The sequence below is a fragment of the Streptomyces sp. HUAS 15-9 genome, assembly GCF_025642155.1.
Taxonomy (GTDB): Bacteria; Actinomycetota; Actinomycetes; order Streptomycetales; family Streptomycetaceae; genus Streptomyces.
The window spans coordinates 3,927,977-3,950,897 of sequence record NZ_CP106798.1 but is presented as its reverse complement, the minus strand read 5'-3'; the positions used below and the strand labels follow the sequence as shown (position 1 = coordinate 3,950,897).

21 protein-coding genes are annotated in these 22,921 nt (G+C 70.5%); 12 read left to right on the top strand and 9 right to left on the bottom strand.

The annotated features are described in order from the left end of the window. The first annotated feature begins 5 nt into the window (after positions 1-5). A complete protein-coding gene (thpR, locus tag N8I87_RS18075) occupies positions 6-578 on the top strand; it encodes an RNA 2',3'-cyclic phosphodiesterase (RefSeq protein WP_263210076.1) in 573 nt (190 codons plus the stop codon). Positions 579-711: 133 nt separating this feature from the next. Here the strand turns inward: thpR and N8I87_RS18070 are convergent, their stop codons facing one another. Beyond that, positions 712-1,704, bottom strand: a complete 993-nt coding sequence (locus tag N8I87_RS18070; RefSeq protein ID WP_263210074.1) for an aldo/keto reductase — start codon at positions 1,702-1,704, stop codon at positions 712-714. A gap of 174 nt (positions 1,705-1,878) precedes the next feature. Between N8I87_RS18070 and N8I87_RS18065 the strand changes: the two genes are divergently transcribed. Next, complete coding sequence (locus tag N8I87_RS18065) at positions 1,879-2,496, top strand: hypothetical protein (RefSeq protein ID WP_263210072.1); 618 nt, start codon at positions 1,879-1,881, stop codon at positions 2,494-2,496. A 15-nt stretch (positions 2,497-2,511) separates the two neighbouring features. Here the strand turns inward: N8I87_RS18065 and N8I87_RS18060 are convergent, their stop codons facing one another. Together N8I87_RS18060 and N8I87_RS18055 are read right to left on the bottom strand one after the other, a co-directional pair. Further along, the gene (locus N8I87_RS18060; protein WP_263210071.1) at positions 2,512-3,099 is read right to left on the bottom strand and encodes a Uma2 family endonuclease; all 588 of its coding nucleotides are present in this window, start codon (positions 3,097-3,099) and stop codon (positions 2,512-2,514) included. An 87-nt stretch (positions 3,100-3,186) separates the two neighbouring features. Continuing rightward, positions 3,187-3,870 (bottom strand): SGNH/GDSL hydrolase family protein, encoded by a 684-nt coding sequence (locus tag N8I87_RS18055; RefSeq protein ID WP_263210070.1) that lies wholly within the window; start codon positions 3,868-3,870, stop codon positions 3,187-3,189. 110 nt (positions 3,871-3,980) lie between these two features. On the opposite strand from N8I87_RS18055, the gene N8I87_RS18050 reads away from it, so the two are divergent. After that, positions 3,981-4,967, top strand: coding sequence for a WD40 repeat domain-containing protein (locus N8I87_RS18050; RefSeq protein ID WP_263210069.1), 987 nt, complete (start codon positions 3,981-3,983; stop codon positions 4,965-4,967). Between the two features lie 4 nt (positions 4,968-4,971). Here N8I87_RS18050 and N8I87_RS18045 read toward each other — a convergent pair whose 3' ends face one another. Together N8I87_RS18045 and serC are read right to left on the bottom strand one after the other, a co-directional pair. Then, on the bottom strand, positions 4,972-5,721 hold the full coding sequence (locus N8I87_RS18045) for a hypothetical protein (RefSeq protein ID WP_263210068.1): 750 nt from the start codon (positions 5,719-5,721) through the stop codon (positions 4,972-4,974). A 133-nt stretch (positions 5,722-5,854) separates the two neighbouring features. Continuing rightward, complete coding sequence (gene serC / locus N8I87_RS18040; protein WP_263210067.1) at positions 5,855-6,973, bottom strand: phosphoserine transaminase; 1,119 nt, start codon at positions 6,971-6,973, stop codon at positions 5,855-5,857. Positions 6,974-7,116: 143 nt separating this feature from the next. Between serC and N8I87_RS18035 the strand changes: the two genes are divergently transcribed. Then, positions 7,117-10,053 carry an FAD-binding and (Fe-S)-binding domain-containing protein gene (locus tag N8I87_RS18035; RefSeq protein ID WP_263210066.1) on the top strand — a complete coding sequence of 979 codons (2,937 nt, stop codon included), beginning with the start codon at positions 7,117-7,119 and terminating at the stop codon, positions 10,051-10,053. 17 nt (positions 10,054-10,070) lie between these two features. Here the strand turns inward: N8I87_RS18035 and N8I87_RS18030 are convergent, their stop codons facing one another. Further along, a complete protein-coding gene (locus N8I87_RS18030) occupies positions 10,071-10,781 on the bottom strand; it encodes a MerR family transcriptional regulator (RefSeq protein WP_263210065.1) in 711 nt (236 codons plus the stop codon). Positions 10,782-10,909: 128 nt separating this feature from the next. On the opposite strand from N8I87_RS18030, the gene N8I87_RS18025 reads away from it, so the two are divergent. From N8I87_RS18025 to N8I87_RS18005, 5 genes are all read left to right on the top strand, one after another. Beyond that, complete coding sequence (locus N8I87_RS18025; RefSeq protein ID WP_263210064.1) at positions 10,910-11,098, top strand: hypothetical protein; 189 nt, start codon at positions 10,910-10,912, stop codon at positions 11,096-11,098. Between the two features lie 223 nt (positions 11,099-11,321). Next, a complete protein-coding gene (locus N8I87_RS18020; protein WP_263210063.1) occupies positions 11,322-11,453 on the top strand; it encodes a hypothetical protein in 132 nt (43 codons plus the stop codon). Between the two features lie 109 nt (positions 11,454-11,562). Next, positions 11,563-13,584 carry an ABC transporter ATP-binding protein gene (locus tag N8I87_RS18015; RefSeq protein WP_263210061.1) on the top strand — a complete coding sequence of 674 codons (2,022 nt, stop codon included), beginning with the start codon at positions 11,563-11,565 and terminating at the stop codon, positions 13,582-13,584. A 119-nt stretch (positions 13,585-13,703) separates the two neighbouring features. Further along, a complete protein-coding gene (locus N8I87_RS18010) occupies positions 13,704-14,669 on the top strand; it encodes an EamA family transporter (protein ID WP_263210059.1) in 966 nt (321 codons plus the stop codon). A gap of 44 nt (positions 14,670-14,713) precedes the next feature. Then, positions 14,714-15,052: a DUF6247 family protein gene (locus N8I87_RS18005; RefSeq protein ID WP_263210058.1), complete on the top strand. Its 339-nt coding sequence runs from the start codon at positions 14,714-14,716 to the stop codon at positions 15,050-15,052. Between the two features lie 101 nt (positions 15,053-15,153). Here the strand turns inward: N8I87_RS18005 and N8I87_RS18000 are convergent, their stop codons facing one another. The 3 genes from N8I87_RS18000 to N8I87_RS17985 form a co-directional block, all read right to left on the bottom strand. Then, complete coding sequence (locus tag N8I87_RS18000) at positions 15,154-15,924, bottom strand: SDR family oxidoreductase (RefSeq protein WP_263210057.1); 771 nt, start codon at positions 15,922-15,924, stop codon at positions 15,154-15,156. A gap of 1,734 nt (positions 15,925-17,658) precedes the next feature. Then, complete coding sequence (locus N8I87_RS17990) at positions 17,659-17,925, bottom strand: DUF397 domain-containing protein (RefSeq protein WP_263210056.1); 267 nt, start codon at positions 17,923-17,925, stop codon at positions 17,659-17,661. Then, positions 17,885-18,730 carry a helix-turn-helix domain-containing protein gene (locus tag N8I87_RS17985; RefSeq protein WP_263210055.1) on the bottom strand — a complete coding sequence of 282 codons (846 nt, stop codon included), beginning with the start codon at positions 18,728-18,730 and terminating at the stop codon, positions 17,885-17,887. The genes N8I87_RS17990 and N8I87_RS17985 overlap by 41 nt, the downstream gene beginning before the upstream one ends. 126 nt (positions 18,731-18,856) lie before the next feature. Here N8I87_RS17985 and N8I87_RS17980 point away from each other — a divergent pair, with 126 nt between their 5' ends. From N8I87_RS17980 to N8I87_RS17970, 3 genes are read left to right on the top strand one after another with little or no spacing between them, the layout of a single operon-like run. Further along, on the top strand, positions 18,857-19,651 hold the full coding sequence (locus tag N8I87_RS17980; RefSeq protein ID WP_263210053.1) for a TIGR03084 family metal-binding protein: 795 nt from the start codon (positions 18,857-18,859) through the stop codon (positions 19,649-19,651). Continuing rightward, entirely contained in the window at positions 19,648-21,321 is a 1,674-nt protein-coding gene (locus N8I87_RS17975; protein WP_263210052.1) for an acyclic terpene utilization AtuA family protein, read from the top strand. The genes N8I87_RS17980 and N8I87_RS17975 overlap by 4 nt, the downstream gene beginning before the upstream one ends. Then, on the top strand, positions 21,318-22,916 hold the full coding sequence (locus tag N8I87_RS17970) for an acyl-CoA carboxylase subunit beta (RefSeq protein WP_263210050.1): 1,599 nt from the start codon (positions 21,318-21,320) through the stop codon (positions 22,914-22,916). Before N8I87_RS17975 ends, N8I87_RS17970 begins: the two co-directional genes overlap by 4 nt. Positions 22,917-22,921: the final 5 nt, after the last annotated feature.

Sequence of the window (22,921 nt, the reverse complement as noted above, 5' to 3'; positions counted from 1 at the left end):
ACCGTATGAGACTCTTCGCCGCCGTACTGCCCCCGGAGGACGTGACGGACGAACTTGCCGCGGAGGTGGACGAACTGCGTCGGCTGCCCGGTGCCGACGGGCTGCGCTGGACCGGCCGGCCCGGCTGGCACTACACACTCGCCTTCTACGGCGAGGTCGACGACGAACTCGTACCGGAGCTGTCGGAGCGGCTGCAGCGCGCGGCCCACCGCACCGCGTCCTTCCCCCTCGCCGTCGCGGGCGGCGGCCAGTTCGGGCACGGGCGGGCCCTGTGGGCCGGAGCCGAGGGCGACCTGGAGACGCTGCGGCTGCTGGCGGACCGGGCGGAGGCCGCAGCGCGCAGGGCGGGGGTGCCGATGGGGGAGCACCGCCGGTACAAGGCCCATCTGACGGTGGCACGCAGCCGGGACTCGGTGGACGTACGGCCGTACGTCGAGAACCTCCGCGGCTTCACCAGCCGCACCTGGACCGTGGCCGACCTGGCCCTGGTGCGCAGCAACCTGCCCAGGTCCGGGGTGCCCGGGGAGGAGCCCCGGTACGAGGCGGTCGCCCGCTGGCCACTCGGCGGGGCCGGTTAGGCTCGAGTGCGTGGACCCGAAAACCCGGAACCGGATCATGGCCGGTGCGCTTGTGCTGATGTTCGTGGTGGTGGCGCTGGCGGCGGCCCTCGGAAAGTAGACCGCCGCCGCTTCGCCCTGCCGTCGGCAGCGGCTACCAGGCGAACGCCTCGGGGGACGGCCCCGGACCCGGGAAGATCTCGTCCAGCCCCGCCAGCAGCTCCTCCGACAGCTCCAGCTCCACGGCCCTGAGGGCCGACTCCAGCTGCTCGGCGGTGCGCGGACCCACGATCGGGCCAGTCACACCGGGCCGGGTCAGCAGCCAGGCCAGCGCCGCCTCACCCGGCTCCACCCCGTGCTTGTCGAGCAGATCCTCGTACGCCTGGACCTGCCCGCGGATGACGGTGTTGGCGAGCGAGTCGGCGGCCCGGCCGGAGGAGCGCCGCCCACCCTGCGCCTCCTTCTTGATCACGCCGCCCAGCAGTCCGCCGTGCAGCGGCGACCAGGGGATGACCCCGAGGCCGTACTCCCGCGCGGCCGGAATGACCTCCATCTCGGCGCGGCGCTCGGCGAGGTTGTACAGGCACTGCTCGCTGACGAGGCCGATGGTGCCGCCGCGCCGGGCGGCGATCTCATTGGCCTGGGCGATCTTGTAACCGGGGAAGTTGCTGGACCCGGCGTAAAGGATCTTCCCCTGCTGGACCAGGACGTCGATGGCCTGCCAGATCTCCTCGAAGGGAGTGCTGCGGTCGACGTGGTGGAACTGGTACAGATCGATGTGGTCGGTCCGCAGCCGCTTCAGGCTGGCGTCCACCGAGCGCCGGATGTTGAGCGCGGAGAGCTTGTCGTGGTTGGGCCAGGGCTCGCCGTCGGCGGCCATGTTCGCGTACACCTTGGTCGCCAGCACGACCTTGTCGCGCCGCTCGCCGCCCTTGGCGAACCAGTTCCCGATGATCTCCTCGGTACGGCCCTTGTTCTCGCCCCAGCCGTACACATTGGCGGTGTCGAAGAGGTTGATGCCCGCGTCCAGCGCCGCGTCCATGATCGCGTGACTGTCGGCTTCATCGGTCTGCGGACCGAAGTTCATGGTGCCGAGGACGAGTCGGCCGACCTTGAGTCCCGTGCGTCCTAGCTGCGTGTACTTCATGGTCCACAAGCCAACGGCTTGGAGTGCGCTCTATGCAAGCGGCTCGGTGTCAAGTCCCGGGTTCCCGTGCCACGCCATGCAGTGACATGACCCGGCGGGCGGCTCCCGGCCTAATGGACACGAGGCCGTTCGGCCGCGCTCCCCCAACCCCACCACCGCAGGAAGTGCATTCCCATGACCCTTCATACTCCTCGTACTCGATTCCACCGTCATGCGCTGCTCGCCGCTTCGGTCGCCGTCACCGGAGGTGTGCTGCTGCCCGGCAGCGCGTTCGCCGTCACGGAGGCACCGCCGCCCACCGGTGCCGTCACTGCCGATCACTGGGTGGAGGTCACCGACGCCCCGAGCGGCATCAAGGTCGAGCTGCCCGGAAAACCCAAGGTCCAGAAGTTCACCGAGGCCAAGGACGGCATGGACGGCCGCATCTACATGGCGGGCAACGACGACCAGGTCACCGGCTTCGCGGTCTTCGACGTCCACGGCGCGAAGGACCTCAAGGACAACCTTCGGGCCTTCCTGGACGGGTACAACCAGTACTCCCAGTCCCCCCGTGACATGCTCACCAGCACGGTCACCAAGAAGACCGACGTGAACGGCCGTCGTACCCTCGACGCCCGGCTTTCCGCCAAGAACGGAACCGTCGGCTCCACACGCTTCATCGACGACGGCAAGCACTACGTCCAGCTGGTGAGCATCAGCTCCCACAAGCAGGCGGCGACGCTGGCCCCGACCTACCGGCAACTCCTCGACACCCTCCACATGCCGGCCCCCACCGACACCGAGCCCTCCTGACGCCTGTGACAGCGATCAGTCCCGCGGGAACTCGTCGGTTTTGAGGGTCAGGCCGACGACCGAGCCGGTGAGGTCCACGGTGTCGCCGAAGTGGACCTTCGTCTCGGTGGCGTAGTCCCCGTCGTGGGGCTGGGTGTAGACGCGGCACATGCCCTCGTACGGATCGGCGATGAGATACACGGGGACTTCGGCGAGGGCGTAGGTGAGCTTCTTCGGGCTGTAGTCGTTGGCAGCGGTGTCCTTGGAGATGACCTCGGCCACGAACTCGATGTCCTGGTAACGCCAGCGGCCCTTGCCGTCCTTCACCGAGCGTTCGGCCATTGCCGCGACGTCACAGGCGAAACCGTTCAGGTGCCCCGGGAAGTCGATCCGCACGTCAGAGGCGAGGCGGTTGCGCGGGTACTTCGCGCGCAGCTGCTCCAGGATGCCGAAGATGATCTCCCAGTGGGTCTGACGCTGCGGCGACATGAAGATGTTTCCCCCGACGATCTCGACCTTCGTTCCCTCGGGGACGGGCATCTTCTCGAGCCACTCGAACATGACGTCCAGAGTCAGCTCGCCGCTCTCGTCGGCCATCTCGATCCTGTCTTCAAGGACGGTCATCGTGGCGCTCCTCCCCGGCTGCCCACGGACATGTGCAGCCGCGCAGTACAACGATACGCACAGTGACAAGGAGACGCCGGGATCAAGTCAACGCGTTCCAGCCACGTACACCTGTCCGACTCCCCACGCCTCCCACATCGCCCCCGCGAACGCCTCCGCGATCCGGTGCTCGCCGCTCTCGTTGGGGTGGGTCCCGTCGTAGGTGTCGGCGTGGATGTCGTACGACTCCGGTGGTGACGCCAGCAGGATCGGTGAGCGGGGCTCGTCCAGGTCGGCGACCGCCTTCGCGAGCAGGACGTTGAACCGGTCCACCTGCTCGGCGAAGGGCGCGTCCGCCGCGGCGCGGATGTTCGGGATCACCGGGAGCAGGACCATACGGATGCGCGGGTTCGCCGCACGGGCGGCCGTGACGAAGGCCCGTACGTTCCGGGCCGTCTGCTCCGCGTTCGTGTAGAAGCCCAGGTCGATCAGGCCGAGGGAGACCAGCAGGACGTCCGCCCGGCACTTCTTCACCGCGTCGCCGATCAGCGGAGCCATGTGCTGCCAGCCCTCGCCCCAGCCGGCCAGATGGGCGCGGGGGAAGTCGGGGTCGGCGTAGTAGTACGACGTGGGGGCGTCCGCCATCTTGTCGTACAGCGTCTCGCGCGGGCCGACCAGCGTGAACGGGCCGTCGTACGTCGCGCACAGGTGCTGCCACAGCCGGTATCGCCAAGTGTGTTCGCCCGCGCTTCCGATCGTCATGGAGTCACCGACGGGCATGAACCTGAGCATCCGCTCATGATGGACGATCACGGAGGCGGGTGGGGTGTGAGGCCCACCACGTCCCACCACCGGGCCACCTCGTCCGGTGAACCTCCCTGCGGGATGGCAGGCTTGGGGGCATGCGTCGATCCTTCGCCCTGCTCGCCGGAGTTCTGCTCACGGGCGCCCTCGCCCTGCCCGCCTCCGCCGCAGGCGGTGACGGTGACGAAGGGTTCACGATCAAGGACCCGCGGATCGCCGAGTCCAGCGGTCTCGCCGCCTCGCATCTGCACCGGGGCATCTACTGGACGCACAACGACAGCGACGACGGGCCATACATCTACGCCGTGGACAGCACTACCGGCAAGACGGTCGCCACGGTCACCCTCAGCGGTATCGGCTCGCCGCGCGACGTGGAGGCCATCTCCATCGGGCCCGGCAACCAGATCTACGTCGGCGACATCGGCGACAACCTCGACGGCAGCTGGCCGTACGTGTGGATCTACCGGCTGCCCGAGCCCAAGGTCCTCAAGAACCAGACGATCAAGGCCACGCAGTACGTCGTGAAGTACTCCAATGGGGCACGGAACGCCGAGTCGCTCGTCGTCCATCCGAAGACCGGCCGCGTGTACATCATCGACAAGAAGGAGAACGGCGGGCACCTGTACGAGGGCCCGGCCCAGCTGTCGTCCTCCGGCGCCAACGTCTTCAAGCCCGTCGCCGCCGTCGACCTCTGGGCCACGGACGCCGCCTTCTCCCCCGACGGCAAGCAGCTCGCGGTGCGCGGCTACCTCGGTGGCATCTACTACGACTGGAACGGCGGCAAGATCGAGCGCAAGGGGCGGCTGGACGTGCCCCTTCAGGGGCAGGGCGAGTCGATCACCTACTCCGCCGACGGCACCAAGCTCATGTACGGCAGCGAGGGCGCGGACAGCCCGGTGGAGGCGCAGAGCGTGCCGGGCGGCGGCGGGTCCGGTGCCGACAAGTCCACGTCCGGAGGCGGGAGTTCCGCGGCCACCGGGAGCGGTGGCGGCGCTACGGGCGACGGCGTCAAGTTCGGAGCCATCGCCGTGGCCGTCGTCGCGGCCGCCATGTTCGGCCTCCGGCGGCTGCGGCGACGCGGCTGAGGGATCACTTCACACAGCCGGGGGCCGGGAAGGCCGTCGTGCCCGCGGGGTGGCCGCCGCCCTCCATGTTGGTGAGCAGCTTCGGCGCCTTCCCATAGGGGTCGATGATGCGGGCGACGAAGCCCGCGCTCCTCGGCAGCGCGGGATGCGCCCGGTTGACGACACCGCCGACACGCGTGCCGTCACCTTCGTTCTTGAAGAAGGCCGACGGTCCCCCGGGGCCGTTGCTCAGCACGGCGGCGGTCCCGGCCCCGATGGAGGTCTCCTCGATGACCGTGCAGCCCCGGGCGTCGGGGGTGCCGGCCTTCGGGAGCGGGTAGGTGTGCGTTCCGCTCCTGGCGTCGGCCACCGCGCCGGCCACCTTGAGCGCGGGGGCGGAGCCCTCGGCACCGACCAGGCTCAGGGAGAGACCGCGCTGCTCGGCCGTCCCGTGTGACCGGTCGAGCTTGTCCAGTACGCGGTACATGTAGGCGTCGCCCTGCCGCCAGTCCGGCTGCACGGCGCGGATCCAGGCCTCGGGGCCGCCGGCGTCGGGGTCGTTGCGCAGGACGGCCACCATGTCCTGGCCGATGGCGACGGATTTGCCCGCGTAACGGGCGGCCGGGTTCGCGGCTGCCGGGGCGGTGGCAGCCGCGCCGGTGTCGGGGGCGGCCGAGGCGGTCGTCACCGGCAGCAGGGCGGGGGCGATCAGGGCGCCCATGAGTACCGGGGCGGCCAGGAGAGAGCGGCGGTGGCTTGCGTGCAGGACCGGCATGGAAGAGCTCCGCGCGAATCATGGCCCGATTCATGGCCCGATCCCGCAATTGTCCCACGCGCAAAGGAGATTGTCGCACGCGCAAAGGGCGCCCGGCAGGTGCCGGACGCCCTTGGAGCCGTACGAGGAACGACTACAGCTTCTCGATCACGTAGTCGACGCACTTCGTCAGCGCCTCGACGTCGGCCGGGTCGACGGCCGGGAACATCGCGATGCGCAGCTGGTTGCGGCCGAGCTTGCGGTAGGGCTCGGTGTCGACGACGCCGTTGGCGCGCAGCACCTTGGCCACTGCCGCCGCGTCGATCTCGTCCGCGAAGTCGATCGTGCCGATGACCTGGGAGCGCTTGGCCGGGTCGGCGACGAACGGGGTGGCGTACTTGGACTCCTCCGCCCAGCCGTACAGGCGGGTCGAGGAGTCCTTCGTACGGGCCGTGGACCAGGCGAGGCCGCCCTGGCCGTTGATCCACTCCAGCTGCTGGTTCAGCAGGAAGAGCGTGGCGAGGGCCGGGGTGTTGTACGTCTGGTTCTTGCGGGAGTTGTCGATCGCCGTGGGGAGCGAGAAGAACTCCGGGACGTGGCGGCCGGACGCGTGGATCCGCTCGGCGCGCTCGATCGCGGCCGGGGAGAACACGCCGATCCACAGGCCGCCGTCGGAGGCGAAGGACTTCTGCGGGGCGAAGTAGTAGACGTCGGTCTCGGCGACGTCGACCGGGAGGCCGCCGGCGCCGGAGGTGGCGTCGACCAGGACGAGGGCGCCCTCGTCGGCGCCCGCGACCCGCTTGATCGGGGTGGCGACACCGGTGGAGGTCTCGTTGTGGGTGAACGCGTACACGTCGACGCCCGCCTCGGCCTGCGGCTCCGGGTGGGTGCCCGGGTCGGAGGAGATCACGGTCGGCTCGGCGAGCCACGGGGCGAGCTTGGCGGCCTTGGCGAACTTGGAGGAGAACTCGCCGAACGTGAGGTGCTGCGACTTGTTCTCGATCAGGCCGTGGGTCGCGATGTCCCAGAACGCGGTGGACCCGCCGTTGCCCAGGACGACCTCGTAGCCCTCGGGCAGGGAGAACAGTTCGGAGATGCCTTCGCGCACCTTGCCGACCAGGCTCTTGACCGGAGCCTGGCGGTGAGAGGTGCCGAGGAGGGACGTGCCGGTGGCGGCGAGGGCGTCCAGCGCCTCCGTCCGCACCTTGGAGGGACCCGCGCCGAAACGACCGTCCGCGGGCTTGATGTCAGAGGGAATCTGGATCTCAGCCACGAGCCGGAGCGTATCCCCTCGGTGAAACCCCGCGGAAACGTGTCCGTCCGATGAGACGGCCTCCGCCGACCCGTGGACTTGTGAAGACCTACGACGTCATGGCGGGGTCCGTCACTGTCAGTGGTCGGATGCATCCTGGACGCATGACGGAACTGGCGGCGGAGCTGCGGGGAGCCGTCCGGGGCGAGGTGGGTTTCGACATCACGTCCCGGGCGCTGGTCACCATGGACGCGTCGAACTACCGGCGTGTCCCGCTGGGGGTGGTGGCGCCACGCGATGTTGACGACGTGGCGGCGGTCCTCGAGGTGTGCCGGGCGCACGGGGTGCCGGTGGTCGCGCGCGGCGGGGGCACGTCGATCGCGGGACAGGCGACGGGCACGGGCGTGGTGCTGGACTTCACCCGGCACATGAACCGGGTGCTCTCGGTGGACCCCGAGGCGCGCACCGCCGTCGTGCAGCCGGGCCTCGTCCTCGACCGGCTCCAGGAGGCCGCCGCCCCGCACGGCCTGCGCTTCGGCCCGGACCCGGCGACACACAGCCGGTGCACCCTCGGCGGGATGATCGGCAACAACTCGTGCGGCTCCCACTCGGTGGCCTGGGGGACGACCGCGGACAGCGTGCGGGAGCTGGCCGTGGTCACCGTGTGCGGCGAGCGGCTGCGACTCGGGCAGGACTGGGCCGGCGCGCCGCAGGGCCTGCGTGCCCTGGCAGAGGGCGAACTGGCCCGCCTGCGCACGGGCTTCCCCGACCTGCCCCGCCGCATCTCCGGGTACGCGCTGGACGCACTGCTCCCCGAGAAGGGCGCCGATGTCGCCCGCTCCTTCTGCGGCTCGGAGGGCACCCTGGGCATCCTCACGGAGGCGGTCGTACGACTCGTCGAGGCGCCCCGCACGCGCGCCCTGGCCGTGCTGGGGTACGCCGACGAGAGCGCGGCCGCCGAGGCCGCGGCGGGGCTGCTGCCGTACAGCCCGCTGACGGTCGAGGGCATGGCGGCCGACCTGGTGCCGTCCGCGGCCGGACTGCCCGGGGGCGGCGCCTGGCTGTTCGTGGAGACAGGCGGGGAGTCGCCGGGAGAAGCACGCGCGCGTGCGGAGGCGATCGTCCGCGCGGCCGACGTCGTGGACTCCCTGGTGGTGACGGAGGACGCCGCCCAGCGTGCCCTGTGGCGCATCCGGGAGGACGCGAGCGGCACGGCGACCCGAATGCCGGACGGGGCGGAGGCCTGGCCCGGCTGGGAGGACTGCGCGGTGCCGCCCGCGCGACTCGGCGCCTACCTGCGGGACTTCCGGGGGCTGCTGTCCGCGCACGGGCTGCGCGGCACGCCGTACGGGCACTTCGGGGACGGCTGCATCCATGTCCGCATCGACTTCGACCTGATGACCGACGCGGGCGTCGGCCGCTTCCGGCGCTTCTCCGAGGAACTGGCCGACCTCGTGGTGGCCCACGGCGGTTCGCTGTCCGGGGAGCACGGGGACGGACAGGCCCGCGCGGAGCTGCTGCCGCGGATGTACGGCGCGGAGACGGTCGCCCTCTTCGAGCGCGCCAAGGGCGTATGGGACCCGGACGACCTGCTCAACCCCGGCATGCTGGTCCGCCCCGCCCCACTGGACGCCAACCTGCGCTTCTCCGTGCTTCCCCGCCGCCCCGTCGACGTGGCCTTCGGCTACCCCGCCGACGACGGCGACTTCTCGGCCGCGGTGCGCCGGTGCGTAGGAGTCGCCAAGTGCCGTACGACCACGGCGGCCGGCCCCTCCGTCATGTGCCCGTCCTTCCGGGCGACCGGCGAAGAGGCGCACTCCACGCGCGGGCGGGCCCGGCTGCTCCACGAGATGCTCGCGGGCGAGCTGGTGACGGGCGGCTGGCGCTCGACCGAGGTCCGGGACGCCCTGGACCTGTGCCTGTCCTGCAAGGGCTGCCGCTCCGACTGCCCGGTCGAGGTCGACATGGCCACGTACAAGGCGGAGTTCCTGCACCACCACTACGAAGGACGGCGCCGCCCGGCCGCCCACTACACGATGGGGTGGCTGCCGCTCTGGCTGCGCTGGGTGGCCCGCACACGCACCGCGCCGGTGCTCAACGCGCTCGCCACCGTACGGCCGTTGGCGCTGGCGGCGAAGCGGCTGGGCGGGATCGCGCCGGAGCGGGAGATTCCGCGGGTGGCCGGGGAGACGTTCAGCCGCTGGTGGGCGCGACGGTTCGGGGCGCGGCTGCGTGGACGGGTCGCCGCGGGACGGACGGGCGAGCGTGTTGCCGAGGCGGCGCCCCGGACCACCGTCCTGCTGTGGCCGGACACCTTCACGGAGCACTTCTCGCCGTCGGTGGGAAAGGCGGCCGTACGCGTCCTGGAGGCGGCGGGACTGGTCGTGCTGCTCCCGCCGACGAGACGCATGAGGGTGCGGCGGTCGGCGCGGGGCGAGGTGGAGGGGGTGGGCATGAACCTGTGGGCGCCGGGCCGCCGCATGCGCGTGTGCTGCGGTCTGACGTACGTCTCCACCGGCCAACTGGACCGTGCCCGCGCGGTGCTGCGCCGCACGCTCGACCTGATGGAGCCGTATCTGCTGCCGGGACTCGGCGACGACATCCCGCCGGTCGTCGTCCTGGAGCCCAGCTGCGCGGCCGCGCTCCGTACGGACCTGCCCGAGCTGCTGCACGACGACCCGCGCGCGGCACGCCTGGCGTCGGCGGTCGTCACCTTCGCGGAGGCCCTGGCACGGTCCGCGCCCGAGTGGACCCCGCCCCAGGTGGACCGCCCCGTGGCCGGCCAGACCCACTGCCACCAGCACGCGGTCCTGGGCGACGCCCCCGACCGCGGACTGCGCGAGGCGGCGGGTCTCACCGGTGAACTGACCGGCGGCTGCTGCGGCCTCGCGGGCAACTTCGGCTTCGAGAAGGACCACTTCGAGGTGTCGAAGACCTGCGCCGAGGAACAACTGCTGCCCTCGGTACGAGCGGCACCCGAGGGAACGGTGATCCTGGCCGACGGCTTCTCCTGCCGCACACAGCTGGAGCAACTGGCCGGGGTGCGGGGGCGGCACCTGGCGGAGGTGATGGCGGATGCGCTGGAGGAGGACGGGGGTTGAGAAGGCCCGGGTGTGAGTCAGCCGGAGTGGCCGAGGTGGCGCACATAGGCGTGCAGGGCGGCAGAGGCCTTCAGCCGGTGGAGGCTGCGGAGGTGCAGGTCCTTGCCCCGGAGGGCCAGTTCGCCGCGGAGGTGCTCGGGGTTGTCGGTGGTGCGCAGTTCCTCCAGGACCGTGTGGATGGCGTCGAGGGGGTAGTGGCCGCGGCGCAGCAGGGCGACGACGTGGGCCGCCCGGACTTCCGAGCGGGTGTAGCGGCGGTATCCCGTGGACGGCTCCCGGTCCGGCCGTAGCAGCCCCCTGGCTTCCCACAGCCGCAGCACGGGGGGCCGTACGCCCACGGCGCGGGCGACCTCACCGATGCGCAGGGCCTGCCGCGCGGGGCCCGGGGCGACCGGCCCGCCCGCGAGCACCGTCTCCAGTGCCTCGTGCACGGCCGCCAACTCGCCCCGCTCCCGGTCCAGCCGGGCATGACTGGCGTCGAGCTCGGCCAGCGCCGCCTCCAGGTCACCGTCGTGCACGGCCCGCATCACGATCCGCGCGGTCGGCCAGCCGTGCCCGGCAGCCACCTCCCGGGCCGTGGCGAGGGCCTCGGCATGCGCGTCGGTGAAGACGCGGTATCCGCCGGCGGTGCGCGCGACGGGCGGGAGCAGCCCCATGTCCACGTAGTTCCGCACCTGCTGGGCCGAGATCCCGGCCGCCCGCGCGAGGTCGGCGACGCGCAACCTCATCGGCGGTTGAGACTTCTCGGACATATTCATCATCGATTCTGCATCAATCATCGCAAATTTAGCCATTAGCAATTGAATGAAACAATTGATACCGCAGATACCAGCAGCCCCGACAGGAGGAGACAACTGTGAAGTTCCTGCTGGAAGTCGACGTGGATGCCGGACGCGTGACCGAGGACCCCGCCCGGGAACTGGGCCGGATCCTCCGCTACTGGGCCGGCAACCTGCACCACTACCCCCTCCAGCCGGGCGACGGCTCGCCGGTGTACGACTCTGAATACCAGGAGGTCGGGCACTGGCGGATCATGACTTCGTGAATCTCACCAGCTGCCGCACATGGCACTGAACGTCGTCCACATGGCCCGCCGCAGAAGAAACTCTCAGCATGCCGAACCAACTCCCAGCTTTTCCCAGGGTATTCACAGCGCTCCTTTGCCATTTTTGCCGTCACGACACAGGCAAGCCGTGTAGCTTCTTGGTCATCGGGAGCCGGACGCGGAATTCTCGAATCACCTGAACTGCGAAACACTAGGAGTCGGAATGAGCTTCAAGAAGCTTGCCCCGCTGCCCCCCAAGCCCAAGTCGAAGCAGCTCCCTCCGCCGCCGAAGCCGAAGCCGAAGAAGCACGCGCACAAGCCGCTTCCCAAGCCGCTGCCCGGCCAGGACGGCTGATCCGGCGCTGAGCGAATGAGGGGGCCGATGGTGCACCGTCGGCCCCCTTCGTGCATTCCTGAATTCAATCGATCTCGAACTCGGCGACGGAAAGCGGAGGGAATGCGAAATGGGCAAGGATACCGAGAGCGAGAGTGAGGAACTCGAATACGAGGACACTCCGACCATCCCCACCCGTACCGCCTTTCACCGCTTCTGGCCGCTGACCAGAGGACTGCGCCGCTGGCTGCTGGTCGTCTGGCTGTGCACGGTGCTCGCCGCGCTCGCCGAGACCGAGGCCATCCTGCTCTTCAGCGACCTCACCGACCACGCCCTGCAGAAGGGCTCGCTCAGCGCGTTCTGGAGTCCGGCCGTGAAGTGGCTGGGCATCGCCGCGGTCGGCGCGGCCGTCGCGTACGCGGGCAACTCCCTTGCCGCCTGGGTGACGGAGCGCTTCGTGATGCGGCTGCGCGAGCATGTCTTCGACCATGTGCAACAACTGCCCCCGCACTTCTTCCAGCGCCACCGGCAGGGCGATCTGCTCTCCCGGCTGACCAGCGACGTCGAGGCGATCGAGACGATGGTCGTCTCCGGTCTCGTCGGCGCCGCCTCGGCGGCCTTCTCCGCCCTGTTCTACGCGGCCGCCGCGTTCTGGCTGCGCTGGGACCTGGCCGCCGCCACCTTCGTCCTCGCCCCGCTGTTCTGGCTGGCGGCCCGCCGCTTCTCCGGCTCCATCAAGGACGTCTCGCGCGAGGGCCGGGTCGCCGACGGTGCGATCACCTCCGTCGTCGAGGAGTCCCTCGGCAACGTCGTGCTGACGCAGGCGTACGACCGCCGGGACGCGGAGCGGCGCCGGCTGAGCGAGGAGGCGAACGCCTGGTTCCGCGCCTCGGTCCGCGCCACCCGCCTCAACGAGGCCTACGAACAACTCGTCCAGGTCATAGAGACGATCTGCGTCCTGGCGGTGATCGGCATCGGCGCCTGGGAGATCTCCACCGGCCGGATGACCCTGGGCCAACTGCTCGCCTTCGCCGCCTTCCTCGGCTACCTCTACCCGCCCGTCCGGGGCCTGGCCCAGCTCGGCCTCACGGTCACGGCGGCCACGGCGGGCGCGGAACGGCTCATCGAGATCCTGGACGTGAAGCCGTCGGTCACCGACCCCCGGCGGGGCACGGAGACCGGCCGCCCCGACGGCACGGTGGAGCTCCGGGACGTCGGCTTCAGCTACCCCGGCGCCGACGGAACGACCCTGCAGGACCTCTCCTTCACGGTCAGCCCGGGCGAGCTGGTGATCATCACCGGCCCGAGCGGCGCGGGCAAGTCGACGGTGTCGAAACTCCTCCTGCGCTTCTACGACCCCGACGCGGGCCAGATCCTCCTGGACGGCGTACCGCTGCGGGACTTCCCGCTCGCCCGGCTGCGCGAGTACATCACCCTGCTCCCGCAGGAGACCCTCGTCCTGCACGACACGGTCCGCGCGAACATCGCCTGCGGCCGACCCGGCGCCAGCGAGCAGGCCATCGTCGAGGCGGCGAAGGCAGCCGACGCACACGACTTCATCGTCCGGCTCCCCGACGGCTACGACACCAGGGTAGACCCCAACTCGGCCCGCCTGTCCGGCGGCCAGCTCCAGCGCCTTGCCATCGCCCGCGCGATCCTGCGCGACGCACCGGTCCTGGTCCTGGACGAGCCGACGACGGGCCTGGACGCCATGGCCGCACGCCGAGTGGTCAAGCCCTTGCGCCGCCTGACGACGGGCCGTACGACCATCATGATCACCCACGACCTCAACCTCGCCCCCGACGCCGACCGCATCCTGGTCGTCGACCGCGGCCGCGTGGTGGAGACGGGCCGGCACGAGGAATTGCTGGCACGGGGCGGGGCGTACTCCCGCCTGCACCGCTCACAGAACAACGCGGCGATGGACACGGCGGAACTGCGGTTGCCGCTGTTCACGGAGGAGACGCCGGCACCTGTGCAGGAGTACGCACATGGGCAGGGCTACGGCAACGCCTACGACGTGGGATACGACCCGTACGCAGCCGCCGCGGTCTGGGTCCAGCTCCCCTACGAGGCACAGGGAACGGTCCCCACCACACTCCCGGACGGCCGCCCGCTGTTCCGTGACACGGACCCCTGGCCCGGCATCTGATCTCAGCATCCAGGACAGTTGCATAAGCGGTTCACACTCCTGGCGAAGTCTATTACCCTGGACTCGGTAGTACATCGCGATGAACACACCCTGACCCGAGCCAGCCCCCAGGACCGCCCGTGAGCACCCCAAGCGCCACCACCCCGTCGTCCTCACCCACCTCCATGACGGACCACGCGCGCACGCCCGCTGGTGGCGCACCCCGCCGCTTCGGCTCCCTCGGCTCCCTCGGGCCGGTCGGACTGGTGCTGGCCGGCGGGATCTCGGTCCAGTTCGGCGGGGCCCTCGCCGTGACGCTGATGCCCCGGGCCGGCGCGCTCGGGGTGGTCACCCTGCGCCTCCTCGCCGCCGCGGTGATCCTGATGCTGGTCTGCCGCCCCCGGCTGCGCGGCCACTCGCGCACCGACTGGGGCACGGTGATCGTCTTCGGCATCACCATGGGCGCGATGAACGGCCTCTTCTACGAGTCCGTCGCCCGTATCCCGCTCGGCCCAGCCGTGACCCTGGAGGTGCTGGGCCCCCTGGCCCTGTCGGTCCTCGCCTCCCGCCGCGCGATCAACGCGCTCTGGGCGGGCCTGGCCCTGGCAGGCGTCTTCCTCCTGGGCGGCGGGGGCTTCAGCAACCTCGACCCGGTGGGCGTCGCCTTCGCTCTAGGGGCGGGCGCGATGTGGGCGGCGTACATCCTCTTCAGCGCCCGCACGGGCCGCCGCTTCCCCCAGGCCGACGGTCTGGCGCTGGCCATGGCGGTGGCGGCGCTGCTGTTCCTCCCGCTGGGGATCGTCGAATCGGGCACCAAGCTGCTGAACCCGACCACGCTGGCCCTGGGCTCGGCGGTGGCGGTCCTCTCCTCGGTCCTCCCCTACACCCTCGAACTCCTCGCCCTGCGCCGCCTGCCCGCCTCCACCTTCGCCATCCTCATGAGCCTGGAACCGGCCATCGCAGCGACAGCGGGCTTCCTCATCCTGGACCAGACCCTCTCCGCCACCCAGGCGGCCGCGATCGCCCTGGTCATAGGCGCAAGCATGGGAGCGGTACGGACACAGGTGGGCCGGGGGAGGGCGAAGTCACCGTCGGCGGCTTCCTGAGGGCTTGCGCGGCGTGGCCGGGTGCGTGGGGACCAGAGTCGGGCTTGTGCCTTGAACCCCGGATTCCGCGCCCGGACCGCACCCCTGCTGCCCTGCGCGCCGCCTGTGCCGTGGTCGCGCCGCATCTTCTGGCCGCTTACGACCTCGCCAAGGACCAGGCCTTGGCCGAGGCGTTGGAATATGGCTCGCTCAAGCCCGTCCACGCCTGTCTGAATCACTGGGCGGCTCTGATCGAGATCGAGCGTCAACCGGAGACGGCGGAGGCGTACCACCGAGCCGAACACCTCGCCCACATCGCCACCACGCCGGACGAGGCACGCGAGCATCTGACAACCGTCAGCGGCATCTACCGTGCCGTCGCCGAGATGGTGCGCGCGGAGTGACCCGGCACCCGGAACACACCCCGGACGAGGAGACACCGGCAGCCGGAGTGCCACTCGTGACGCCACCGGCTGCCGGTGCGCTCCGCTCTGAGGTCTCCGCCTCAGAAGCCAGCCCCGACCCACTCTTCGAACGTAGGCCCCGCCAGCCGTGCCCCCGCTCCCGGCAGGAGCCCTCCGCTCTCGAACAGGTCCCGCTCCGGGTTGGCCGGGTCGCTCACGGCCACCACCTTCGCCGACGGGTCCCGGTGGGACATCAGCAGTCGGGCAGCATCCTCCAGGCTTTCCTCGCGCGGCCCGGCCACCTCCGGGAACGGTGCCCGCGCCCCCGGCGCCTCGTCGGCCTCCGCCAGGTCCACCAGCGCCTCCGCGACAGCCCGCGCCGCGACCAACTGCGTCCGCATCTTCGGCACGTACACCGTGTCGCCCTGCCGCCCCCACTGCGTCAGCTGCTCCACGAACTCGTGGAACTGCGCCGCCCGCAACACCCGCACCGGCACCGGCCCGGCCAGCACCGCGCGCTCGTGCTCCAGCTTGGCCGCGTTGTAGCCCGCGACCGACTCGTCGATCCCGATGATCGAGACGACGACCATCCGGCCGACCCCGGCCTTCTGCCCGGCCTCGTGCAGATTGCGGGCCGCCGCCGTGAAGAACTCCGTCGCCACCTGCTGGTCCGGCGAGGGCGTGCTGGCCGCGTCGATCACGACGTCCACACCCTCCAACGCCTCGGCCAGCCCCTCCCCGGTCACGATGTCGACCCCGGTGGCCCGGGACATCGACACCACCCGGTGACCACGCTCCGTCAGCACGTCCACCACATGCCGCCCGAGCCGCCCGGTCGCCCCGGCAACCGCAACCTTCTTGGCCTCGCTCATGTCCGTCTCTCCCTCGGTTCCAGTCCCGCGATTGCGTCGTCACCGGTCTGACGGATCAGAGCGAGGGTGTGTGACAGGGGGCCGCCCGCTTCTTTGTCAGTGTCGTGCTTCCACGCCCCGAGTAAAGGGCGCTCCGCTGTCGCTACGCGTCGCCTTCGGCGATGGCCCTGCGTGCCACCCGTGACTAGGGGCGTTCCAGCACGGGTGAGAAGCGAGCGGGCAGCCGGGGGAAAGTGGCCGGCTTGGGTGGGCCGGGCCCTTGGGTGGGCTGCGTTCGTGTCCGGGGTGGAGGGGGTGCGCGGTTGCGCCTCGCCAGCACGCCGGGTGGGTTTAGCGGCTTGCGGCCGGTGGGCGGTGGAGCGCGGAGGCTGGGTGGTGGCACGCCGGGTGGGCTTGCGGCCGGTGGACGGCCGGGCATGCGTCGGCCGGGTGGGCGGTATGCCAGGCGGACTCGGTGTGCCGAGGGTCATGGACGAGGCGGATGAGGGTGGGTGTGGGCTGTTGCTCGTGGCGGCGTTCTCTGACAAGTGGGGGGTGGGGAAGCGGGACTTGGGGGAATGGGTGTGGGCGGAGTTTGTAAGTGGCTGTGGGGCCGCCCGCTTCTTGGTCAGTGTCGTGCTTCCACGCCCCGAGTAAAGGGCGCTCCCTTCGGTCGCGTCGCCTTCGGCGATGCCCCTGCGGGGCACCCTTGACTAGGGGCGTTCCAGCACGGGTGAGAAGCGAGCGGGCAGCCCGGGAAAGTGGCCGGCTTGGGTGGGTCGGGCCCTCGGGTCGGCTGCGGTCGTATCCGGGGTGGAGGGGGCGCGCTCGCGCCTCGCCTGCACGCCGGGTGAGCTAAGCGGCTTGCGGCCGGTGGGCGGTGGAGCGCGGAAGCTGGGTGGCGGCACGCCGGGTCGGAGTGGCGGCCTGCCGCCGGTGGGACAGGGTGCGCATCGGCCGGGTGGTGGCACGCCGGGCCGGGTTCGGCGGCTTGAGGTCGGTCGTTGGGGGCAGGGCCTTGAGGCGGGGCGTGGAAGGGGCTCTGGGCGGTGATTGGTCGGTTTGGGTCAGTGACTGGGTGAGAACAGGCTGGTGGTGAGGTGCTGCGGTGTCCCAGATCGTCCAATTGCCCACTGGATGGCAGGAAGCAATGCCTCGCTTGTCACATCGGCCACTCCGGTCACGCAGGAGTGAGTGATTAGAAGGAATTGGCCAGGGGAACCCCGGCATGGGCTGCAGGGACGCCCGCGTCCGCGTGCCCCACCTGTGCTCCCCTCTCCGTCCTGCGACTGCAGTCCGCCAGGCTGCCAGGTCCCATCGGGATCCCACCCCGGCCCCGCTGCCGTCGTATTGCCCACCGGCCGTGGGCCGCCAAGCCGACCCGGCGTGCCGCCACTCGCCTCTCGCGCCGTATTGCCCACCGGCCGTGGGCCGCCAAGCCGACCCGGCGTGCCGCCACTCGCCTCTCGCGCCGTATTGCCCACCGGCCGTGGGCCGCCAAGCCGACCCGGCGTGCAGGCGAGGCGCGGCTGCGCCCGCGATCCCCGGGCGAGAACGCAGCCGACGGTTGCCCGCGAACTCCGCTGGCCACCCGTCTTTCCGGGCCGCCCGCTCGCTTCTAACCCGTGCTGGAACGCCCCTAGTCAAGGGTGGCCCGCAGGGCCATCGCCGAAGGCGACGCGGAGCGACAGCGGAGCGCCCTTTACTCGGGGCGTGGAAGCACGACACTGACAAAGAAGCGGGCGGCCCCCACGGTCACTTCGCGGCGTACGTGAGGAAGTTGGCCCAGGCGGTGCCGGAGAAGGTCACGTGAGGGCCGACGACGTTCTTGGAGTCGCGGACGGCTATGTGGGGGGTGAGGTCGGCGACCTCGACGCAATCACCGCCAGTGCCGCCGCTGTAGGACGACTTACGCCAGGTGGCGGTGCCCAGAGGGGCGCACTCGACGCATTCGCCTCCGGTCCCTCCGCTGTACGACGACTTATGCCACTGGGCCTTCAGTAGGTTGCGGCTGTTCTGCATAGCGTTCCTCCCGGACACGGGCGATCAGCTTGGCCGAGTCCTCGATGGAGAGGGCAGCGGCCTGAAGATGATCGTAACGATGCGAACAGTCCTTGACGATGCTCGAATTGGCGGTCACGAAACCGGAGTCGTAGTTCTCGGAGTACGTGATGTCGGCATGGTCGTCGAAGCGCATCACCGTGAACCCTCCTGCCGTGGCGGGGTGTTGGCCTACCCCCAGCGGCAGCACCTGCACGCGCACCTCGCGTCGGTTCTGGAACGACAATAGGTGCGCGAGTTGCTCCCGCATTACCTCCTGGCCGCCGAACGGCCTGTGCAGCACGACCTCGTCCAACACCACCCACACCAGCGGCGGCTGCTCCCGGGCAAGGATCCGCTGCCGCTCCAACCGCGCCACCACCTGCTCGTCCAGTCTCTCCGCCAACCCCGCGTCCAGTACCGCTCGTGCATACGCGGGAGTCTGGAGAAGCCCGTACACCACCTGCGCCTGGTACGTGGAGATGTTCGTTGCGTTCGCCTCCATCTCCGCATAAGGCTGAAACCAACTAGGCAACTGGCTCCGCAAAACCAGCCCCACCAACCGTGAGAACAGTCCATCCGTCCCCAGAGCCGCATCCAACCTCTCGGAAAAGTCCCGCTGCGGAACCTTCGCCGCCGTCTCGATCTGCCCGATCAGTGACCCCGTGCAGAAGACGATCGACCCCAGTTGCGCCAGCGTCAGCCCCGCTGCCTCCCGAGCTCGCCGAAGTTCATACCCGTAGTAGTCCAGCGGCGACGCACTTGGGTCGAGTTCGCGGCTTCGCATGGCAACCACCTCCAATCTCCAGTCACCGAGAGTAGCTAGGTAGGTGCAATCAAGTGACGGGTTGTGGAAAAAGAAATTCATGCAAGCACGCTTGATTGTTTCTGGTGGCGCTGCCATGCTCCCCCCATGTCCGATCCGACGCCCGTGTTCGACGATCTGCGTGACGAAAGCGAAGAACTCGACCGGCTCGTGGCCGAGTTGCGCCCGGAACAGTGGGCCCTCCCGACCCCCGCGCCCAAATGGACCGTCGCCCACCAGATCGCCCACCTCGCCTGGACCGACCGCTCCGCCCTCCTCGCCGTCACGGACGCCGATGCCTTCCGCGGCCTGGTCGAGAAGGCCCTCGCGGCGCCTGAGACCTTCGTGGACGAGGGGGCCGAGACCGGCGCCCAACTTCCGCCCCCGGTGCTGCTGTCGACCTGGCGTGAGGGGCGCGCCGCGCTCGACCGGGCCCTGCGCGAGTCCCGGCCCGGCGCCCGCTTCCCCTGGTACGGGCCACCCATGTCCGCCGCCTCCATGGCCACCGGCCGGCTCATGGAGACCTGGGCCCACGGCCAGGACGTCGCCGACACCCTGGGTGTGGTCCCCGCACCCACCGACCGGCTGAAGCATGTGGTCCGCATCGGTGTGCGCGCCCGGGACTTCGCCTTCGGGGCTCATGGGTTGCCCGCACCTGCCGAGGAATTTCGCGTGGAGATCCTCGGTCCCTCCGGGGATACGTGGACCTACGGCCCTGAAGACGCCTCCCAGCGTGTCACCGCGGCCGCCCTCGACTTCTGTCTCCTGGTCACCCAGCGTGCCCACCGCGCCGACCTCGCCGTACGTGCCGAAGGGCCGGACGCCGACCGCTGGCTCGACATCGCCCAGGCCTTCGCGGGCCCGCCCGGCGATGGACGTCCCCCGAAGGGGGACACGGAGTGACCCTGCGCATAGGCAACGCCTCCGGCTTCTACGGCGACCGGTTCGACGCCATGCGCGAGATGCTCACCGGCGGTGAACTGGATGTCCTCACGGGGGACTACCTCGCCGAGCTGACCATGCTGATCCTGGGCCGGGACCGGCTCAAGGATCCCGCCGCCGGGTATGCCCGCACCTTCCTGCGCCAGCTGGAGGAGTGTCTGGGGCTCGCACAAGAGCGCGGCGTCCGCATCGTCACCAACGCCGGCGGCCTCAACCCCGCCGGACTCGCCGACGCCGTACGGAAGTTGGCGAGCCGCCTCGGCATCCCCCTGCGCGTCGCCCACGTCGAGGGTGACGACCTCACCCCCGCCTACCCCGGTAGCCTCGCCGCCCACGCCTACCTCGGCGGCTTCGGTATCGCCGGCTGTCTGCGCGAGGGCGCTGACATCGTGGTCACCGGGCGGGTCACCGACGCGGCCCTCGTCACCGGCCCCGCCGCCGCCCACTTCGGCTGGCAGCCGGGGGAGTACGACCGGCTGGCGGGCGCCGTCGTCGCGGGGCACGTCCTGGAGTGCGGGACGCAGGCCACCGGCGGGAACTACGCCTTCTTCGGGGACGGCGACGTACGGCGGCCCGGCTTCCCGCTCGCCGAGATCCACGAGGACGGCAGCTGCGTCATCACCAAGCATCCCGGCACCGGTGGGTTCGTGGACGTCGGTACCGTCACCGCTCAGCTGCTGTACGAGACGGGCGGTGCCCGGTATGCCGGGCCCGATGTCACCGCCCGCCTCGACACCGTGCGGCTCACCCAGGACGGCCACGACCGCGTCCGTATCGAGGGGGTGCACGGCGAGGCCCCGCCCCCCACCCTCAAGGTCGGCCTCAACAAGCTCGGCGGCTTCCGCAACGAGGTCGTCTTCGTCCTGACCGGGCTCGACATCGAGGGCAAGGCCGCTCTCGTGCGGGAGCAGATGTCCGACGCCCTTGCCAAGTCGCCGCCCAGTGACGTGCGGTGGGAGCTCGTCCGTACCGACCGCCCCGACTCGGACACCGAGGAGACTGCGAGCGCCCTGCTCCGGCTCGTCGTGCGCGATCCCGATCAGGGGGTCGTGGGGCGTGCGCTGAGTGGGGCCGCGATCGAGCTGGCGCTGGCCAGTTACCCCGGGTTCCATGTGGTCGCACCACCGGGGAAGGGGGCGCCCTATGGAGTCTTTGAGAGTGTGTACGTTCCCCATGGTGCCGTCGACCAGGTGGCCGTCCTTGACGATGGACGGCGGGTCCATGTGGCTGCGCCCCATGACACCGCCGTACTCGGTGACGTACCGGCGCCGTCCCTCCCGGATCCCCTGCCAGCAGGGCCCACGCGTCGTGCCTCCCTCGGTCTGATCGCCGGTGCCCGCAGCGGTGACAAGGGCGGGAACGCCAACGTGGGGGTCTGGGCGCGCTCCGACGAGGCATGGCGGTGGCTCGCCCACGAGCTGACCGTCGAACGGTTCCGGGAGTTGATTCCCGAGAGCCGTGGGCTGGTCGTGGTGCGCCACCTCCTGCCCAACCTCCGCGCCCTGAACTTTGTCGTCGAGGGAATCCTCGGCGAGGGCGTCGCCGCCCGGCACCGTTTCGATCCGCAGGCCAAGGCCCTCGGCGAATGGCTGCGCTCCCGTCATCTGGACATCCCGGAGGTCCTCCTTTGACCGTCCTCTCCTCCGCCCTGGACCGCAACGGCCAGGACTACCGGGCGAACCGCGAGGCCATGCTCGCCAAGCTCGCCGACCTCGACGCCGAGCACGCCAAGGCGCTCGCGGGCGGCGGTGAGAAGTACGTCCAGCGGCACCGGGGGCGTGGCAAGCTGCTCGCGCGCGAGCGCATCGAGCTGCTCCTGGACCCGGACACACCGTTCTTGGAGCTGTCGCCGCTGGCCGCCTGGGGCAGCGACTACGCCGTGGGCGCCTCTCTCGTCACCGGTATCGGGGTGGTCGAGGGCGTCGAGTGCCTGATCACCGCAAACGACCCGACCGTGCGCGGCGGCGCCAGCAACCCCTGGAGCCTGAAGAAGGCGCTGCGGGCCAACGACATCGCGCTCGCCAACCGGCTGCCCTGCATCAGCCTGGTCGAGTCCGGGGGCGCCGATCTGCCCTCCCAGAAGGAGATCTTCATCCCCGGAGGCGCCATCTTCCGGGACCTGACCCGGCTGTCCGCCGCCGGAATCCCCACCGTCGCCGTCGTCTTCGGGAACTCGACCGCCGGTGGCGCCTACGTCCCCGGTATGTCCGACCACGTGATCATGGTCAAGGAGCGCGCGAAGGTGTTCCTGGGCGGGCCGCCGCTGGTGAAGATGGCGACCGGCGAGGAGAGCGACGACGAGTCCCTGGGCGGCGCCGAGATGCACGCGCGCGTGTCCGGGCTCGCGGACTACTTCGCCGTGGACGAGCAGGACGCGCTGCGGCAGGCGCGGCGCGTGGTCGCCCGCCTCAACCACCGCAAGGCGTACGACGATCCGGGCCCGGTGGCCCCGCCGAAGTACGACCCGGAGGAGCTGCTCGGCATCGTCCCCGGCGATCTGAAGATCCCCTTCGACCCGCGCGAGGTCATCGCCCGTGTCGTCGACGCCTCCGACTTCGACGAGTTCAAGCCGTTGTACGGGACGAGCCTCGCCACCGGCTGGGCGTCCCTGCACGGCTATCCGGTGGGCATCCTCGCCAATGCGCAGGGCGTCCTGTTCAGCGAGGAGTCGCAGAAGGCCGCCCAGTTCATCCAGCTCGCCAACCAGCGCGACATCCCGCTGCTCTTCCTGCACAACACCACCGGCTACATGGTCGGCAAGGAGTATGAGCAGGGCGGGATCATCAAGCACGGCGCGATGATGATCAACGCGGTCTCCAACTCGCGCGTGCCGCACCTGTCCGTGCTCATGGGCGCCTCCTACGGGGCCGGGCACTACGGCATGTGCGGCCGGGCCTACGACCCGCGCTTCCTGTTCGCCTGGCCCAGCGCCAAGTCCGCCGTCATGGGCCCGCAGCAGCTCGCCGGCGTGCTGTCGATCGTCGCCCGGCAGTCGGCGGTCGCCAAGGGGCAGCCGTACGACGAGGACGCCGACGCGGCCCTGCGCGCCATGGTGGAGCAGCAGATCGAGTCCGAGTCGCTGCCGATGTTCCTGTCCGGGCGGCTGTACGACGACGGCGTCATCGATCCGCGCGACACCCGCACCGTTCTCGGCCTGTGTCTGTCCGCCATCCACACCGCGTCCTACGAGGGCGCGCGGGGTGGCTTCGGCGTCTTCCGGATGTGAGGCTC

Excerpts from the sequence above, each read along its gene's own strand:
- N8I87_RS18060 (WP_263210071.1), bottom strand. The coding sequence starts at position 3,099 with ATGACCGTCCTTGAAGACAGGATCGAGATGGCCGACGAGAGCGGCGAG.
- thpR (WP_263210076.1), top strand. The coding sequence starts at position 6 with ATGAGACTCTTCGCCGCCGTACTGCCCCCGGAGGACGTGACGGACGAA.
- N8I87_RS18065 (WP_263210072.1), top strand. The coding sequence starts at position 1,879 with ATGACCCTTCATACTCCTCGTACTCGATTCCACCGTCATGCGCTGCTC.
- N8I87_RS17980 (WP_263210053.1), top strand. The coding sequence starts at position 18,857 with ATGTCCGATCCGACGCCCGTGTTCGACGATCTGCGTGACGAAAGCGAA.
- N8I87_RS17990 (WP_263210056.1), bottom strand. The coding sequence starts at position 17,925 with ATGCAGAACAGCCGCAACCTACTGAAGGCCCAGTGGCATAAGTCGTCG.
- N8I87_RS18045 (WP_263210068.1), bottom strand. The coding sequence starts at position 5,721 with ATGCCGGTCCTGCACGCAAGCCACCGCCGCTCTCTCCTGGCCGCCCCG.
- N8I87_RS18020 (WP_263210063.1), top strand. The coding sequence starts at position 11,322 with ATGAGCTTCAAGAAGCTTGCCCCGCTGCCCCCCAAGCCCAAGTCGAAG.
- N8I87_RS18000 (WP_263210057.1), bottom strand. The coding sequence starts at position 15,924 with ATGAGCGAGGCCAAGAAGGTTGCGGTTGCCGGGGCGACCGGGCGGCTC.
- N8I87_RS18050 (WP_263210069.1), top strand. The coding sequence starts at position 3,981 with ATGCGTCGATCCTTCGCCCTGCTCGCCGGAGTTCTGCTCACGGGCGCC.
- N8I87_RS18035 (WP_263210066.1), top strand. The coding sequence starts at position 7,117 with ATGACGGAACTGGCGGCGGAGCTGCGGGGAGCCGTCCGGGGCGAGGTG.
- N8I87_RS18015 (WP_263210061.1), top strand. The coding sequence starts at position 11,563 with ATGGGCAAGGATACCGAGAGCGAGAGTGAGGAACTCGAATACGAGGAC.
- N8I87_RS17985 (WP_263210055.1), bottom strand. The coding sequence starts at position 18,730 with ATGCGAAGCCGCGAACTCGACCCAAGTGCGTCGCCGCTGGACTACTAC.
- N8I87_RS18030 (WP_263210065.1), bottom strand. The coding sequence starts at position 10,781 with ATGAGGTTGCGCGTCGCCGACCTCGCGCGGGCGGCCGGGATCTCGGCC.
- N8I87_RS18070 (WP_263210074.1), bottom strand. The coding sequence starts at position 1,704 with ATGAAGTACACGCAGCTAGGACGCACGGGACTCAAGGTCGGCCGACTC.
- N8I87_RS18055 (WP_263210070.1), bottom strand. The coding sequence starts at position 3,870 with ATGCTCAGGTTCATGCCCGTCGGTGACTCCATGACGATCGGAAGCGCG.